We start from the raw sequence: 14,222 nt of genomic DNA, 5'->3' as shown, positions 1-14,222 counted from the left end.
AGATCGACATTGTCTAAACGGGTTTTAATCGTAGATGATGCAGCCTTTATGCGCATGATGATCAAAGACATCCTGACAAAAAATGGCTATGAAGTCGTGGCGGAAGCGAGCGACGGAGCACAAGCGGTGGAAAAATACAAAGAACACAACCCGGACCTCGTGACGATGGATATTACGATGCCGGAGATGGACGGCATTGCGGCTTTAAAAGAGATACGGGCCTTGGATCCTGAGGCCAAGGTCATCATGTGTTCGGCGATGGGACAACAGGCAATGGTCATTGATGCCATTCAAGCGGGTGCCAAAGATTTTGTCGTCAAACCGTTTCAGGCAGACCGCGTGTTGGAAGCTGTCAACAAAACGTTGTCTACATAAAAAACAGGACGGTTATCTAGCGTATGAATGTCAGTGTATCGGAAATGGTTGTTCAGCTGGTCGTCAGCCTGGCCGTCGTCATTGGTATGATTTGGCTCTTGGCCAAGTTTTTGTCCCTTCGATCGAAGTGGCTGTATCGCCACCGGCCGCTTAAAGTGCTGGGCGGTGTCGGCTTAGGGCCGCAAAAATCGCTGCAAATTGTGGAAATCGGCGGCGTTCTGTACGTGCTGGGAATTGGTCAGGACGTGACACTGCTCAGAGTGATTGACGATGCCGATGAAAAAGAACGCATCATGCAGGATTTCAACGTGTCTAAAGAAGGCAAGACCGTACCGTTTTTCGGCCGAAAACCCGATGACTCCAATCGTGACTTTACGTCCATCTTGAACCGCAAGCTACACGCAATGCGCGCACAGCGTGAACAGACGTTGAAGGAGTGGCTGCACGGGCGGGAGGAGCGTTCAGCAGAAAGGGAGATAACAGATTGAGGCGTACAGGGATTGCCGTCTTATTGGTGTTTGGTCTGCTGTTAGGGGGGTGTTCGGTTCAGAGCGGAGACTCGGACGCTCCCATTCCAGGAGTCGACATCACGATCGGCACCTCGGACGAACCGCAAGACGTGGCCGTTACCGTACAACTGTTGCTCCTTCTCACCGTGTTGAGTTTGGCACCGGCCATTCTCGTCCTCATGACGAGTTTTACTCGCATCGTCGTCGTGCTCTCGTTTGTGCGTCATGCGATGGCGACGCAGCAGATGCCGCCTAATCAAGTATTGATCGGGTTAGCCCTGTTTCTCACCTTTTTCGTCATGGCCCCTACATTCGGTGAGATTAACGACAATGCGGTACAGCCGTACCTGGCGGGGGAGATCGATCAAGAAGAGGCGATAAATGAAGCGGTATTGCCAATGAAACAGTTTATGGCTCAGCACATCCGGGAGAAAGATTTAGAGCTGTTTTTGAGGTACTCCGGTACTGAGCGGCCTGAAAACATTGAGGACTTGTCGCTCACCGTGCTCGTCCCGTCCTTTGCCATAAGCGAACTGAAAACGGCGTTTCAGATCGGATTTATGATATTCGTCCCCTTTTTAGTCATTGACATGATTGTCGCCAGTGTGCTTATGGCGATGGGAATGATGATGCTTCCCCCGGTGATGATTTCACTGCCGTTTAAAATACTGCTGTTCGTTTTGGTGGACGGTTGGTACCTCGTCGTGGAATCGCTGCTCATGAGCTTTGAGTCGTGAGCACAACAACAAGGGAGGGATTCGCTCAATGAGTGCGGAGCAAGTCATCGAGATCGGGCAGGGAGCCGTTTACACCATTTTACTCGTGTCTGCTCCACTACTCGGCATGAGCTTGCTGGTCGGGCTCATCGTCAGTGTATTTCAAGCGACGACGCAGATACAGGAGCAAACGTTGGCCTTTATTCCGAAAATTATTGCCGTTTTCGTCTCTGTCCTCGTCTTTGGGCCGTGGATGTTGTCGAGAATGGTGCATTTCGCCAGCAATCTGTTGAGAAACATGCACAACATGGTAGGGTAGGGCGCGCATGGAATGGTTTGAAACGTCGCTTCCGCTTTTTCTGCTCCTCTTGTGCCGGGTCACCGCTTTTTTTGTCATCGCGCCCATCTTCAGCGGTTACGGAGTGCCGCCGCAATTCAGAATCGGGCTCGCCGCCCTGTTTACGTTACTCGTCGCCGGGACCCTCCAGGGGAACGAAGGGATCGCCTTTGACATCACGTTTCCGCTGCTCGTGATTCAGGAGGTGGCGATCGGCATCAGTCTGGGTTTTATTGCGATGCTCTTTTTGACGGCGATGCAAGTGGCGGGAACCGTCATCGACGTGCAAATGGGATTTATTCTCGCCAATGTGATTGACCCCCAGACGGGTGCCCAGACGCCGCTCACGGGAAGTTTTAAATATTTGCTCGCCATTCTCGTTTTTCTCAGTTTAAACGGCCATCACATGTTGTTGGACGGTATCATGTCCAGCTTACAGGTGGCGCCGGTGGGGCGGACGCCTGTCTTTTCCTGGGACAGCGGATCCCTCGCCCAGCTGATGGCGTCGAGTTTTAATGAAATGTTTGTGCTGGCGTTTAAAATGGCGGCGCCGATTGCGGCATCCCTTTTTCTCGTCGATATCGGGTTAGGGGTCATTGCCCGTACCGTGCCGCAGATGAACATATTTGTCGTCGGACTGCCGGTGAAGATCGTGACGAGTTTCGTCGTGTTGCTGCTCGTCTTGCCCGGATTTGTCTGGATATTTGATCGGCTTTTCCGGCAAATAGCGACCACGATGCGGGAACTGATTAACGTGGTGGGGGCGTAGCCGATGCTCACGCTGGATTTACAGCGGTTTGCCCAGGAAAAGACAGAGAAAGCTACACCGAAGCGGCGCCAGGATGCCCGTAAAAAAGGACAGGTGGCGAGAAGTGCCGACGTGCCGTCATCGCTCATTTTTTTGTTGGTCTTTTTGTTTTTGTTCGCAGCAGGGGGGGCGATTGCCGGCGACATTGTCCGCTTGTTTCGGTTGCCGTTCGACGAGGGGTGGGTTCTGCTTGAGGTGACTCCCGACACGGTACAGGAGATATACGGGGAAGTGCTGTCGCATTCGGCTTTTGCCGTACTGTCCGTAATGGCGGCCTCCCTGGCAGCAGGGGTGCTCGGCAATTACGTCCAAATCGGGGCGCTGTTTACGACTGAACCGTTGAAAGTGAAGGTCGAACGCCTAAACCCGGTTCAAGGCGCAAAACGCATATTTTCCAAACGGGCACTGGTAGAATTTCTCAAATCCTTGCTGAAATTTGTGATTGTGGCCGCTGTTGTCATCCTCGTCTTGCAGCACAACTTCGAGGACATGTTTAAACTGTCCCGGGTGCCGGTGGGGGGGACGGCAGCTGCCATCGGGAAAATGCTCGTCCAGCTCGGTTTATTTGTCGCTTTAACCCTTGTCTTGCTGTCCATACCGGACTACATGTACCAGCGATACGACCACGAGAAGAACATTCGCATGTCCAAGCAGGACATTAAAGACGAGTTGAAGAAGACGGAAGGGCCGCCTGAAATAAAAAACAAAATGAAACAGAAACAGCGGCAAATGGCTATGCAGCGCATGATGCAAGAAGTGCCGAAAGCGGACGTCATCATCACCAACCCGACTCATTACGCAGTGGCACTCAAGTATGAAGCGCAAGAGATGGATGCGCCGCAGGTAGTCGCCAAAGGGACTGACTTGTTGGCCAAGCGCATGCGGGAACTGGCAGAAGCTCACGAGGTGCCAGTGATGGAGAACAAACCGCTGGCCAGAACCCTTTATGAACGATTAGACATCGGAGAGACGGTTCCTCCCGATCTGTTTCAGGCGGTTGCCGAAGTGTTGGCGTACGTGTACCGCATGCGCGGAACTCGGCGTAAGAGCTAAGGAGGAAGTGATCGGATGAAGTGGACGGACTTATCCGTACTAGTCGGCATCATCTTGATCGTCATGATGATGATCATCCCGCTGCCGCCGTGGTTACTCGACATTCTCATTTTTATCAACATCTCGCTCGCTCTCACGATCATTCTGGTGGCGATGAACACGAAAGAACCGCTGCAGTTTTCAATTTTTCCGTCTCTTCTGTTAGTGACGACGCTCTTTCGCTTGGCGTTAAACGTGTCCACGACGCGCTCCATTCTCTCTATACGGGAAGCGGGGCAGATTATCGAGACGTTCGGATCGTTCGTCGTCGGCGGCAGCCCTGTGATCGGGTTTGTCGTGTTTCTCATTCTCGTCACTATTCAATTCATCGTCATTACGAAAGGGGCCGAGCGGGTAGCAGAGGTGGCGGCCCGCTTCACCCTGGACGCGATGCCCGGGAAACAGATGAGTATTGACGCCGATCTGAATGCCGGCGTGATTACCGATGCCGAGGCCCGGGAACGGCGGGAGAAAATCGAACGGGAAGCCGACTTTTACGGCGCCATGGACGGGGCCAGTAAATTTATCAAAGGGGATGCCATTGCGAGCATCGTCATCTTAATGGTGAACATCATCGGCGGGTTTTCCATCGGGATGATCGTTCACGGCATGTCGTTGCGTGAGGCGGCCAGTTTATTTACGCTGTTATCCATCGGCGACGGGCTCGTCACTCAGATCCCGGCCCTCCTCATCTCGACGGCCACCGGCATTGTGGTGACGCGGGCTGCGTCGGACGGCAATCTGGGCAGCGACATCACGAAACAGCTGTTTGCCTATCCGAAGATGCTGTTTGTCGTGGCGGCCGTCATTTTGGCACTCGGTCTGTTGACGCCTATCGGTCTCTTAATCTCCTTGCCCATCGCCGCGCTCATGGCGCTTGGCGGCTACGTGCTCCTCCAATCGGAACAAAAGGAACGGCAGGAGTCTGAGGATCAACAAGAAGAGGCGGAAGCTGAAAGCATACGCAGTCCGGAAAGTGTCATGTCGCTCTTGACGGTTGACCCCATTGAATTCGAATTTGGGTACGGACTGATTCCCCTCGCCGATGTGAAGCAAGGCGGCGACTTATTGGACCGGGTGATCATGATTCGACGTCAGTGCGCGCTGGAAATGGGGATGATCGTTCCGGTGATCCGCATCCGCGACAACATTCAACTGGCGCCCAATGAGTATGTCATCAAAATAAAAGGGAACGAAGTGGCCCGTTACACACTGATGCTCGATCACTACTTGGCCATGAGTCCCGGTGTCGAAGACCCGTCCGTTCAGGGCGTGGAAACGACGGAGCCGGCGTTCGGGCTGCCAGCGTTGTGGATTGCGGAGACCGTGCGGGACAAGGCGGAGCAGGCTGGATACACAGTGGTCGACCCGCCGTCCGTTGTGGCGACCCACTTGACCGAAACGATTAAACGCCACATGCACGAACTGCTGGGTCGACAGGAAACGAAGTCCCTCATCGACCACGTCAAGGAAAGCGCGCCTGCTCTCATCGAGGAACTCGTTCCGGACAAGCTGTCCATCGGAGAGATTCAAAAAGTGCTGCAAAACTTACTGCGTGAAAAGATTTCCATTCGGGATTTACATACCATTTTGGAAACGTTGGCCGACGCGTCACAGTTTTCGAAAGATCCGAACGTGTTAACCGAATACGTACGGCAAGCGTTGGCACGGCAAATTACTCGCACATACGCCGGGAGCGGGAAAGAAGTCAAAGTGATCACGTTGAGCCCGGACACTGAAAAGCAGGTGGCGGACCACATCCAACAGTCGGAGCGCGGCAGCTTTTTGGCCATGGAACCGAGCGTGTCACAACTTTTTTACCAAAAAGTGTCTGAACAGGTGAAGCGGCTCACAGACATCGGCGAGCAACCGATCATCTTGACATCGCCGGCCCTGCGTACCCATGTCAAGCAACTCGTCGAGCGCGTCATGCCGGATTTGCCCGTCCTCTCTTACAATGAGTTAGAGCCGCAAGTGGAAATTAAAAGTGTAGGGGTGGTGAATCTCGGATGAAAGTGAAGCGGTATGTCGCCAATTCCTTACCGGATGCCATGTCTCGCATACGTGACGACTTGGGGGATACGGCTGTCATACTCGACAGCAAGCCGATTAAGCACGGGGGGTTGTGGGGACTGTTCGGCAAGCAGCGCTTTGAAGTGATCGCCGCCGTCGATCACGGGGTGGAAGGCCCCCGTTTGAAACAACACCGCGTCGAAAGGGATTCACCGCAAGACGGGCTGAAAAGGGAAATAGAATCGATCAAACAGATGATGGAACAGTGGATGTACACACAACAGAACGACCTGCCCCGTCCTTTTGCGGCTGTCGAGACGCACCTTAAACGCCAGCACGTGACAGACGATGTCATCGCCTCTCTCTTTCGCAACGTCCAGCCGCGTATTCGCGATATTCAAAACGCGGATGAGAAAGAGATCTACTCGCTAGTGGCCGGTGAGATTCGAGAACGTTTTGAAGCAAGAGTGGGTACTCCCCTTTCAGTTGGCTCTGGACCGAAGACGGTTTACCTGATCGGTCCGACCGGGGTGGGGAAAACGACGACGATCGCCAAAATGGCCGCCGTATACGTACTGGAGCAAGGCCTTTCCGTTGGACTGATCGCAGCCGATACGTTCAGGATCGCGGCTGTCAAACAGCTCAAGACCTACGCAGACATCCTAAACGTCCCGATTCACGTCGCCCACGATCCGAACGAGATGAAAGAAGCGAAGGAAAAACTGTCCCACTGTGACGTCGTCCTGGTCGATACAGCGGGGCGCAACTACCGGCAGAAAATGAACGTGTCGGAACTGTTTGCATACATACAGCACAGTGACCAGGCGGCGATCCACCTCGTGCTCAGTTTGACGATGCGGGACGAAGACATTGACGCGGTCCTCGAGAGCGTGTCGTCCATACCAGTGACTCATCTGTTGTTGACGAAAGCTGATGAAACGACCTCGTACGGTTTAATGCTGAACCTCGTGTCCAAAACACCGTACAAGCTGGGACTGATCACAACGGGTCAAAATGTTCCCGACGACATGGTGGAGGCGGATGCCGATCAGCTGACGCAGTGGATAATGGAAGAAGTGGACGGGAATGCGTGACCAGGCCGATTCACTTCGACTGCGCATGCAGGCCACAGCGGAAAAAGTGCCGCGTACGTCCCGCAAGCTGCTAAGAGCGCACACGATTGCGGTCACGAGCGGCAAAGGGGGGGTAGGGAAGACGAACTTCACACTCAACTTTTCCATGCAACTGGCGAAGTCAGGCTACCAAACGGTCGTGTTTGACGCTGACTTCGGGTTTGCCAACATGGATGTGCTCATGGACATGACGCCGCGCCGAACGCTGTACGATCTGTTGCAACCCGGAGTCACCGTTTACGACGTCATGGAGCGGGGGCCGAACGGCCTCTACTGCGTACCAGGGAGGTCCGGTGTTCAAGAGTGGATGGACCTCACCCCGGAACAGGGAGAGTACCTTGTGGCTCAGTTAAAAGAACTTCAAGATTTTGCCGATTTTATTATTGTAGACACCGGAGCCGGATTGACGAAAGAGAGCCTCTCTCTCATTTTGGCCGCAGACGAGGCGATACTCGTCACGACACCGGAACCGACAGCTATCACGGACGGGTACGCGGTCATCAAATACCTGTTTACACAACGGGACAGCTTAAAACTGTGGACAGTTATCAATCGAGCTGCAAACCGCAGAGAAGGAGAGAGAACAGGTCAGAAAATGTGTTTCGCGGTGAAACAGTTTCTGCACCGGGACGTACAGCTGCTCGGTTACTTACCAGATCACGTGGACGTCGTGCGTGCGGTAAAACGGCAGAGACCGTTCAGTGAATGTTTCCCCAACAGTCCTGTAACACGCCGGCTCGAGCTTATGACAAAGCGGTATTTAGCTGAGTTTTCGGAGAAGGGCGATGAAGGGAACCAAGGCTTTATGCGCTATTTACTAAACGCCATTCGGAGAAGGACGTGACATGGCAGAAGTAAAAGGCCTCATTGCAATCGGAGCTTCAACGGGCGGTCCGCGCGCCTTGCAACACATACTTTCGCAATTTCCGCCGTCATTTCCCGCCGCGTTGTTCGTCGTCCAGCACATGCCTCACACCTTCACTCGGCCTTTTGCAGAGCGTTTAAACAACTTGTGCGCGCTACAGGTCGTGGAGGCTGTACACGGCGAGCGGGTCCTCGGCGGCAAGGTGTACGTGTCCCCGGGGAACCGTCACTTGACTGTCGCACAAAAAGGGAAAGACCTTCGAGTCGCGTTAGATGACGGGAATCTTGTGTCTGGCCACAAGCCTTCAGTCGATCAGTTATTCCTGTCGTTCAAGTCAGTCAGACACTTACCCGTCGCCCTCGTACTCCTCACGGGAATGGGAAAGGACGGAGCCAACGGCATGAAGCAGGTAAAGGAAGCCAATCCGGCTGTGGTCACGTTGGCACAAGATGCTTCCAGCTGCATCGTATTCGGAATGCCGAAAGCCGCCATCGAGGCGGGATGCGTGGACGAAGTTTTGCCGCTCGCGTCCATGGCGGACAAAATCGTGGAAATCGTCGATGGGTGGGATACAGAAGGAGGCGAAAACCTTGAGTGACCAAACGTATTTGAACGTTTTTGTCGAAGAGGGACGGGAACACGTGCAGCGGATGAACACTTTGTTACTCGATTTGGAAAACGATCCGGAAAACAAAGAACCCGTACAGGAACTGTTTCGTTCCGCCCACACGTTAAAAGGCATGTCCGCCACGATGGGCTTCGAGACGATGGCCGATTTGACGCACGAGTTGGAGAATGTACTACAGCAAGTTCGCGACGGGGTTCACCCACTTAAGGACGAGACGATGGATATTTTGTTCCAAGGAGTCGACCGCCTGGAAATGATGGTCGAGCAAGCGGCGAACGGAGAACCGTTGGCTGACGTGAGTGACTTGTTGTCCAAGCTGCGAGGGGGTGAAGAAGAAAAAACGGCCGTCACGCAGCAGGACGTTTCTTTCGACGGGTACGAGCGCGAACTTTTCGAAACGTCTCTCGATAACGGCTACTACGTTTTCCTCGTCAAAGTGACGCTAAGTGAACAGTGTGTCTTAAAAGGCGCCCGGGCGTACATGGTGTACGAGGCGCTGGAAAAGACAGGAGATGTGGCGAAGGCCGTTCCGAGTGTAGAAGATCTAGAGGAGGAAAAATTCGACCGCACATTCCATTTCGTCACGATTACAAAGGAAGAAGAGCAACATGTCAAACGGTCACTGGAACAAATATCTGAACTGGAAAGCGTCGACGTCACGGCGCTGTCAAGAGATGCGCTCAAACAAAAACAGGGTGTTACTGCGAAAGGCGATGTGACGGCGAAAACTGTGCGCTCTGCGCCTGCTCACAAGGCGAAGGCGACTAAATCGATCCGCGTGGACATTGAACGTCTGGATGCGTTGATGAACCTGTTCAGCGAATGGGTGATCGACCGCGGACGGATCGAGCAAATTGCCGGCGAGTTGAACCGTGCGGATCTGACCGAAGTGGTTGAACACATGAACCGCATCGGCAGCGAGTTGCAAGAAACGGTTCTGAATTTGCGCATGGTACCGGTGGAGCAAGTGTTTAACCGATTCCCGCGCATGGTGCGCGACTTGGCAAAAGAATTGAACAAAGACGTACAGCTCGAGATAACGGGAGCCGATACCGAGTTGGATCGCACTGTGATTGATGAAATCGGCGACCCCCTCGTGCACCTGTTGCGCAATGCCCTTGACCACGGTTTGGAAACGCCGAAAGAACGAAGGGAGAAAGGTAAGCCGGAAACCGGGCACATTTCACTGCGGGCGTTTTACAGCGGAAACCACGCGTTCATCGAAATCGCCGATGACGGGGCGGGCATCAGTCGGGACAAAGTCTTACAAAAAGCGCTTAAAAACGGCATCATCGACCGAGAGAGCGCCGACAAGCTGGGCGATGCTCAAGTGTACGACCTGTTGTTTGCTTCCGGCTTCAGTACCGCGGAACAAGTGACAGACGTGTCCGGCCGCGGCGTGGGACTCGATGTGGTGCGGACGAAAATTGAGTCCCTGGGCGGCAGTGTCAGCGTGCAGTCAGAGGAAGGCAAGGGGACGACGTTCTCGATTCAACTGCCGTTGACGCTGTCAATCCTTACGGCGCTTCTCGTGCGCACCGGCGACGAGACGTACGCCATCCCGATAAACGCGATATTAGAAACGGGAAAATTCGACAGAAGCGAGATTCAAAAAGTGCACGGCCAGCCGGTACTCCGCTTCCGCAAACGGATCGTTCCCCTCGTCCCCCTGCATGAAGTGTTTTCCGTTCCGCAACGCGACGGTGGAGTCCACAACGATAGCGTCTTTGTCGTCATCGTGAAGAAGGGGGATCAATTGACGGGACTCGTGGTCGACGAATTGCTAGGACAGCAAGAAGTCGTGCTGAAATCGCTCGGCAACTACTTGAACCAAGTGTTTGCGATATCGGGAGCGACCATTTTGGGGGACGGCCGCGTCGCCCTGATTGTGGACACGAATGCGTTAATCCAGCAGCAAGAAGCCATGGCGGTATAAACTCTTAAAACGGATGGGGAGGGATTTTGCGTTGGAAACGCGTGTCGCCGAAACTGGGCGAAAGGTCATCGTCTTTCGCTTAGGGGAAGAGGATTACGGGGTCGACGTCCAGCAAGTGGACTCGATTGAACGCATGCAGCCGATTACACGGGTAGCCAACGTACCGGACTTTGTCCAAGGAGTCATCAACCTAAGGGGGGTCGTGACACCGGTCATCGACTTGCGGAGCAAATTCGGCATGCCGCAAAAGGAACACGACGAATCGACCCGCATTGTCATCGTCCATACGGAAAACGTACAAGTGGGGCTCATTGTCGACTCCGCTCACGACGTTATGCACATTCCCGCAGGCGTCGTGGAAGAACCGCCTTCTGGGTTGGGCGAAGTAGACGCCCGTTATTTAGAAGGGGTCGCAAAGCTGGAAGACCGCTTGCTCGTGTTGTTGAATTTGGATCGCGTGTTGTCCAGAGAAGACGTACGCGAAATACAAAAAGAGGATTGAGGATACCCACAAAATGTCAGCTCAGCCTTCAAATGACCAACTGGACTTGTTGCGGGAAGCAGCTAACATCGGAGCGGGAAATGCCGCTACCGCCTTGTCCGAACTGCTCGGTGTAAGAGTCCGCATGCGTATTCCGGACGTGCGCGTCGTACCGTTTCATGAGCTGCCGGAGTCTGTCGGGGGAACGGAAGCGGCGGTGATGGCGATGTACTTTCGCTTGCAAGGGGACATGGGCGGGAGCATGTACGTGTTGATGCAGCGGGAGACCGCACAGCGCTTTGTCGGGAAGCTGCTGAGCGAATCGTCGTCCGACGCCCTGGACTCAGAGATGGAGTGTTCGGCTCTGTCCGAAGTGGGGAACATCGTCGCAGGAACGTATTTAGGCGCTTTGTCTGACTTTGCGGGAGTGAAACTGTATCCGTCTGTTCCGTATCTGGCCTTTGATATGGCGGGAGCGGTGTTAAGTGTCGGTGCCGCCGAAATCGGAGCATCTGCAGACGAAGCGCTCCTGATCGAAACAGAAATCTCCACTGGGGACGTTTCGGCAAACACCCACGTCCTCCTGTTGCCGCAGCCCGATCAATTGCCTGTGTTGTTTCAGGCACTGGGAGTAAGCGTCAGTGGTCGTTAAAGTGATGATGGCGGAGTGGAAAACCGCTCAAGCCCCCGACAGTCTCAAGACGTTAGGACTGGGATCGTGTGTCGCTGTCATCATCAACGATCCGCTGGTCAAAGTGGCTGCCATGGCCCACGTGATGCTCCCCTACTCCAAAATGGACAAGTCTTCTTCTGTCAAAAAGGGAAAATACGCCGATACGGCGATTCCCGCGATGGTAGATGCCCTGTGCCGTTTAGGGGGCAGAAAATCGAGGTACGTGGCGTCGTTAGTGGGAGGGGCGCAAATGTTTCATTACACGCCGGGCCCGCACCTCCTTTCCATCGGCGAACGCAATGTAGACGCGTGTTTAAGTACGCTCCACACTTGCGGCGTTCCAGTCGTGTTTCAGGAAACGGGTGGTAGAAGAGGGAGAACCGTCGAGTTTTTTTGCGAAGATGGGTCCGTTTCGATAAAAACCGTCAATGAAGGAGTCAAAGTGTAGTAAATGAGTGGCTACGTTAAATGGTGCCTCGCGGTTTCCGGACTGATCGCAACGGTCACTTTTGCTGTCAGTATACCTGTCAACTTGCTCGGGACGTCATTGCTCCGAGCGCTGTTGGCCTTTCTCTTTTTCGCTGTCCTCGGACTGGGCCTGCGGTGGCTTTTTCGTTTGTTGTCCACCGACGAACCGGAGGTCGAGGAGGAGAACGGAGATTCGCCTGCAGGGAAACACATTGATTGGCAGACGCCGGAAGATCAGCAGTTGATAAAAGACGTTTATGCTTCGCCAGAGGAAGAATCACCCAAGACCGAACCGTTCCAACCGCTCCGCGCACCGAAATTAAAGCCCGATCAGGTAGCAGAGGTCATCCGCAAACAGTCTTTCGGCAGTGACGAACGCTGATTAATCCATGACAGGGAGGGGTCGATGGAAGTGAAGAAAATAGAAGAAAAAGAGACAGGCGAGGAACTTCCACTTTCGGAATGGTGGAAGGCGTGGCGTGAACGCCGGGACAAAAAAGCTCAAGAACGATTGGTTAAAAAGTACTTGCCGTTAGTCGAATATGTCGCCAACCGCCTGTCCGTCGGGTTGTCGAGTTCCGTCAAGAAGGAAGACTTGATCAGTTACGGCCGAATCGGGTTGCTCGATGCCGTCAACAAATTTGAATACGAACGGGGGCTACAGTTTGAAACGTATGCCATTTGGCGCATTCGCGGCGCGATGATCGACGGGTTGAGACAAGAAGACTGGCTGTCCCGTTCACTGAGAGAAAAGACGAAAAAAATTGAGGAAGCGTACAGCGCCCTCGAACAAAAATTGCTTCGATCCGTGACAGACGAAGAACTGTGTGAGCACTTGGGGTTGTCATTGCGTGAGTTGCACAAACTTTTGTCCGACACCGCTTTTGCCAACATGTTGTCTATGGACGACCCTGTCCTCGACGAAGAAGGGGAAAGTTCCCGCCACTTTCTCGTAGCCGACCGCAAAGAAAAAGAGCCTGAAAGCATTTTGGACCGGGAACAAACGAAAGTGATTCTGGCAGAGACGATCGAGCGCCTTCCGGAAAAAGAGCGCCTCGTTGTCAATCTGTTTTACTACGAAGAACTGACGTTGACAGAGATCGCCCGAATTATGAACTTGTCACCATCCCGCATCTCGCAGCTCCATTCCAAAGCGCTGTACCGGATGCGGACGGCTCTGAAACGGCATCAAAGCTTAGTCACTTCATAGTGTGAAAGGAGATGCGGAGAAACGTGGACCTGTTTCCCACATGGACCCTCACCCTACTACTAGGAATTATCGTCGTACTGGTCGTCTTTTTAAAGACTGACTTCCGGGGGAAATCAAAGCGTGCCGATAAAAGTGGTTTTGAACGCTTCCTGGAGGAGTGGGAAAAGGAGAACGAAGCCTTTTTAAGGACGTTCTCAGAAGTGCACCGCGATCTCATGAAACGGATAGACCGTTTGGAAGAACGGGTCGAAACACTGGATGCCATCGCCCGTTCCAAAGAGAACGGCCCGATGCAAGAACTATCGGAAGTGGAACGCGTTCGAAACAGCAGGTCTCAACTGCGCGATCGCTACAAAGACATATTCGACATGGCAGACGACGGGATGTCAGTTGCGGACATCGCCCGCCGTACCGGAAGAGGCAACGGAGAAGTCCAGTTGATTTTAGGATTGGCCGAGCGGGGGACAGGCCATGACTAGCCGTGTTTTTTGGTTCGGCGCAGGATGCGGCATCATTGTCACGTCGCTATTGCTCGGTTTGACTTCATCTCACGCTGGATTGGCACCGTCAGCCATCACCGATGACCAACTGGGGAAATTGGCGGAAGAACGGGGGTATCACCTCGTTTCCGACCGCGCATACGACCGCTTGACTGGAAAACGAGAAAAGACGGAAAAAGATGAACGACAAGACGCACCTCGGCCTCCAACTGTCTACTTATACGTACCGCGCGGATTTACGTGGCAGGAGGTAGCGGACGTACTGACAAAAGCCCACATCGTCGAACAACGGGATGTACTGATGGAACCGCTGAGAAAAATGGGAAGGGAACGGCGGCTGCGACCAGGTTTATACACGATTGAAGCTGGCGATTCAGTGGAAGACATTGTCGAAAAATTGAGCCGCCCCGGCGAGTAATCTATTTGGACTTTCTTGCTATCCCTATACGCATATGATATATTATTGAACGGTGTTATG

18 protein-coding genes are annotated in these 14,222 nt (G+C 53.6%); all 18 read left to right on the top strand.

Going from position 1 to position 14,222, the window contains the following annotated elements; translation table 11 throughout:
• Nucleotides 1–9: 9 nt before the first annotated feature.
• Genes B0W44_RS15095 through B0W44_RS15010 form a run of 18 tightly spaced genes read left to right on the top strand, consistent with a single transcriptional unit; the run spans nucleotide 10 to nucleotide 14,162 of the window.
• Entirely contained in the window at nucleotides 10–375 is a 366-nt protein-coding gene (locus tag B0W44_RS15095) for a response regulator (RefSeq protein WP_077720749.1), read from the top strand.
• Nucleotides 376–398: 23 nt separating this feature from the next.
• Nucleotides 399–863, top strand: coding sequence for a FliO/MopB family protein (locus B0W44_RS15090; RefSeq protein ID WP_077720748.1), 465 nt, complete (start codon nucleotides 399–401; stop codon nucleotides 861–863).
• Between the two features lie 23 nt (nucleotides 864–886).
• A complete protein-coding gene (fliP, locus tag B0W44_RS15085) occupies nucleotides 887–1,621 on the top strand; it encodes a flagellar type III secretion system pore protein FliP (protein ID WP_418304107.1) in 735 nt (244 codons plus the stop codon).
• Between the two features lie 28 nt (nucleotides 1,622–1,649).
• The gene (fliQ, locus tag B0W44_RS15080) at nucleotides 1,650–1,919 is read left to right on the top strand and encodes a flagellar biosynthesis protein FliQ (RefSeq protein WP_077720747.1); all 270 of its coding nucleotides are present in this window, start codon (nucleotides 1,650–1,652) and stop codon (nucleotides 1,917–1,919) included.
• Nucleotides 1,920–1,926: 7 nt separating this feature from the next.
• Complete coding sequence (gene fliR, locus B0W44_RS15075; RefSeq protein ID WP_077720746.1) at nucleotides 1,927–2,706, top strand: flagellar biosynthetic protein FliR; 780 nt, start codon at nucleotides 1,927–1,929, stop codon at nucleotides 2,704–2,706.
• Between the two features lie 3 nt (nucleotides 2,707–2,709).
• Nucleotides 2,710–3,798: a flagellar biosynthesis protein FlhB gene (gene flhB / locus B0W44_RS15070; protein WP_077720745.1), complete on the top strand. Its 1,089-nt coding sequence runs from the start codon at nucleotides 2,710–2,712 to the stop codon at nucleotides 3,796–3,798.
• 15 nt (nucleotides 3,799–3,813) lie between these two features.
• Complete coding sequence (gene flhA / locus B0W44_RS15065; RefSeq protein ID WP_077720744.1) at nucleotides 3,814–5,850, top strand: flagellar biosynthesis protein FlhA; 2,037 nt, start codon at nucleotides 3,814–3,816, stop codon at nucleotides 5,848–5,850.
• Nucleotides 5,847–6,944, top strand: coding sequence for a flagellar biosynthesis protein FlhF (locus B0W44_RS15060; protein WP_077720743.1), 1,098 nt, complete (start codon nucleotides 5,847–5,849; stop codon nucleotides 6,942–6,944). The genes flhA and B0W44_RS15060 overlap by 4 nt, the downstream gene beginning before the upstream one ends.
• Nucleotides 6,937–7,827, top strand: coding sequence for a MinD/ParA family protein (locus B0W44_RS15055; RefSeq protein WP_077720742.1), 891 nt, complete (start codon nucleotides 6,937–6,939; stop codon nucleotides 7,825–7,827). The genes B0W44_RS15060 and B0W44_RS15055 overlap by 8 nt, the downstream gene beginning before the upstream one ends.
• A 1-nt stretch (nucleotide 7,828) precedes the next feature.
• Complete coding sequence (locus B0W44_RS15050) at nucleotides 7,829–8,446, top strand: CheB methylesterase domain-containing protein (protein WP_077720741.1); 618 nt, start codon at nucleotides 7,829–7,831, stop codon at nucleotides 8,444–8,446.
• Nucleotides 8,439–10,412 (top strand): chemotaxis protein CheA, encoded by a 1,974-nt coding sequence (locus B0W44_RS15045; RefSeq protein ID WP_228441215.1) that lies wholly within the window; start codon nucleotides 8,439–8,441, stop codon nucleotides 10,410–10,412. The genes B0W44_RS15050 and B0W44_RS15045 overlap by 8 nt, the downstream gene beginning before the upstream one ends.
• Nucleotides 10,413–10,443: 31 nt before the next feature.
• Nucleotides 10,444–10,914, top strand: coding sequence for a chemotaxis protein CheW (locus B0W44_RS15040; protein ID WP_228441212.1), 471 nt, complete (start codon nucleotides 10,444–10,446; stop codon nucleotides 10,912–10,914).
• 13 nt (nucleotides 10,915–10,927) lie between these two features.
• On the top strand, nucleotides 10,928–11,545 hold the full coding sequence (locus B0W44_RS15035) for a chemotaxis protein CheC (RefSeq protein ID WP_077720738.1): 618 nt from the start codon (nucleotides 10,928–10,930) through the stop codon (nucleotides 11,543–11,545).
• Complete coding sequence (locus tag B0W44_RS15030) at nucleotides 11,535–12,014, top strand: chemotaxis protein CheD (RefSeq protein WP_077720737.1); 480 nt, start codon at nucleotides 11,535–11,537, stop codon at nucleotides 12,012–12,014. Before B0W44_RS15035 ends, B0W44_RS15030 begins: the two co-directional genes overlap by 11 nt.
• Before the next feature lie 3 nt (nucleotides 12,015–12,017).
• A complete protein-coding gene (locus tag B0W44_RS15025) occupies nucleotides 12,018–12,416 on the top strand; it encodes a hypothetical protein (protein WP_077720736.1) in 399 nt (132 codons plus the stop codon).
• 24 nt (nucleotides 12,417–12,440) lie between these two features.
• Nucleotides 12,441–13,244: a FliA/WhiG family RNA polymerase sigma factor gene (locus B0W44_RS15020; RefSeq protein ID WP_077720735.1), complete on the top strand. Its 804-nt coding sequence runs from the start codon at nucleotides 12,441–12,443 to the stop codon at nucleotides 13,242–13,244.
• Nucleotides 13,245–13,255: 11 nt separating this feature from the next.
• Entirely contained in the window at nucleotides 13,256–13,723 is a 468-nt protein-coding gene (locus B0W44_RS15015) for a DUF6115 domain-containing protein (RefSeq protein ID WP_169835616.1), read from the top strand.
• Nucleotides 13,716–14,162 carry a hypothetical protein gene (locus tag B0W44_RS15010; RefSeq protein ID WP_077720733.1) on the top strand — a complete coding sequence of 149 codons (447 nt, stop codon included), beginning with the start codon at nucleotides 13,716–13,718 and terminating at the stop codon, nucleotides 14,160–14,162. Before B0W44_RS15015 ends, B0W44_RS15010 begins: the two co-directional genes overlap by 8 nt.
• The last annotated feature ends 60 nt before the right edge of the window (nucleotides 14,163–14,222 follow it).

Origin of the sequence: Novibacillus thermophilus, from assembly GCF_002005165.1 — a bacterium.
GTDB classification, from domain to species: Bacteria; Bacillota; Bacilli; order Thermoactinomycetales; family Novibacillaceae; genus Novibacillus; species Novibacillus thermophilus.
The sequence above is the reverse complement of the archived record's forward strand: the minus strand, read 5'-3'. Positions and strand labels throughout refer to the sequence as shown.

What these genes read in the sequence shown, in the direction of transcription:
- B0W44_RS15090 (WP_077720748.1), top strand. Translation starts at nt 399, where the DNA reads ATGAATGTCAGTGTATCGGAAATGGTTGTTCAGCTGGTCGTCAGCCTG.
- fliQ (WP_077720747.1), top strand. Translation starts at nt 1,650, where the DNA reads ATGAGTGCGGAGCAAGTCATCGAGATCGGGCAGGGAGCCGTTTACACC.
- fliR (WP_077720746.1), top strand. Translation starts at nt 1,927, where the DNA reads ATGGAATGGTTTGAAACGTCGCTTCCGCTTTTTCTGCTCCTCTTGTGC.
- flhB (WP_077720745.1), top strand. Translation starts at nt 2,710, where the DNA reads ATGCTCACGCTGGATTTACAGCGGTTTGCCCAGGAAAAGACAGAGAAA.
- flhA (WP_077720744.1), top strand. Translation starts at nt 3,814, where the DNA reads ATGAAGTGGACGGACTTATCCGTACTAGTCGGCATCATCTTGATCGTC.
- B0W44_RS15060 (WP_077720743.1), top strand. Translation starts at nt 5,847, where the DNA reads ATGAAAGTGAAGCGGTATGTCGCCAATTCCTTACCGGATGCCATGTCT.
- B0W44_RS15055 (WP_077720742.1), top strand. Translation starts at nt 6,937, where the DNA reads ATGCGTGACCAGGCCGATTCACTTCGACTGCGCATGCAGGCCACAGCG.
- B0W44_RS15050 (WP_077720741.1), top strand. Translation starts at nt 7,829, where the DNA reads ATGGCAGAAGTAAAAGGCCTCATTGCAATCGGAGCTTCAACGGGCGGT.
- B0W44_RS15035 (WP_077720738.1), top strand. Translation starts at nt 10,928, where the DNA reads ATGTCAGCTCAGCCTTCAAATGACCAACTGGACTTGTTGCGGGAAGCA.
- B0W44_RS15025 (WP_077720736.1), top strand. Translation starts at nt 12,018, where the DNA reads ATGAGTGGCTACGTTAAATGGTGCCTCGCGGTTTCCGGACTGATCGCA.
- B0W44_RS15020 (WP_077720735.1), top strand. Translation starts at nt 12,441, where the DNA reads ATGGAAGTGAAGAAAATAGAAGAAAAAGAGACAGGCGAGGAACTTCCA.
- B0W44_RS15015 (WP_169835616.1), top strand. Translation starts at nt 13,256, where the DNA reads ATGCGGAGAAACGTGGACCTGTTTCCCACATGGACCCTCACCCTACTA.
- B0W44_RS15010 (WP_077720733.1), top strand. Translation starts at nt 13,716, where the DNA reads ATGACTAGCCGTGTTTTTTGGTTCGGCGCAGGATGCGGCATCATTGTC.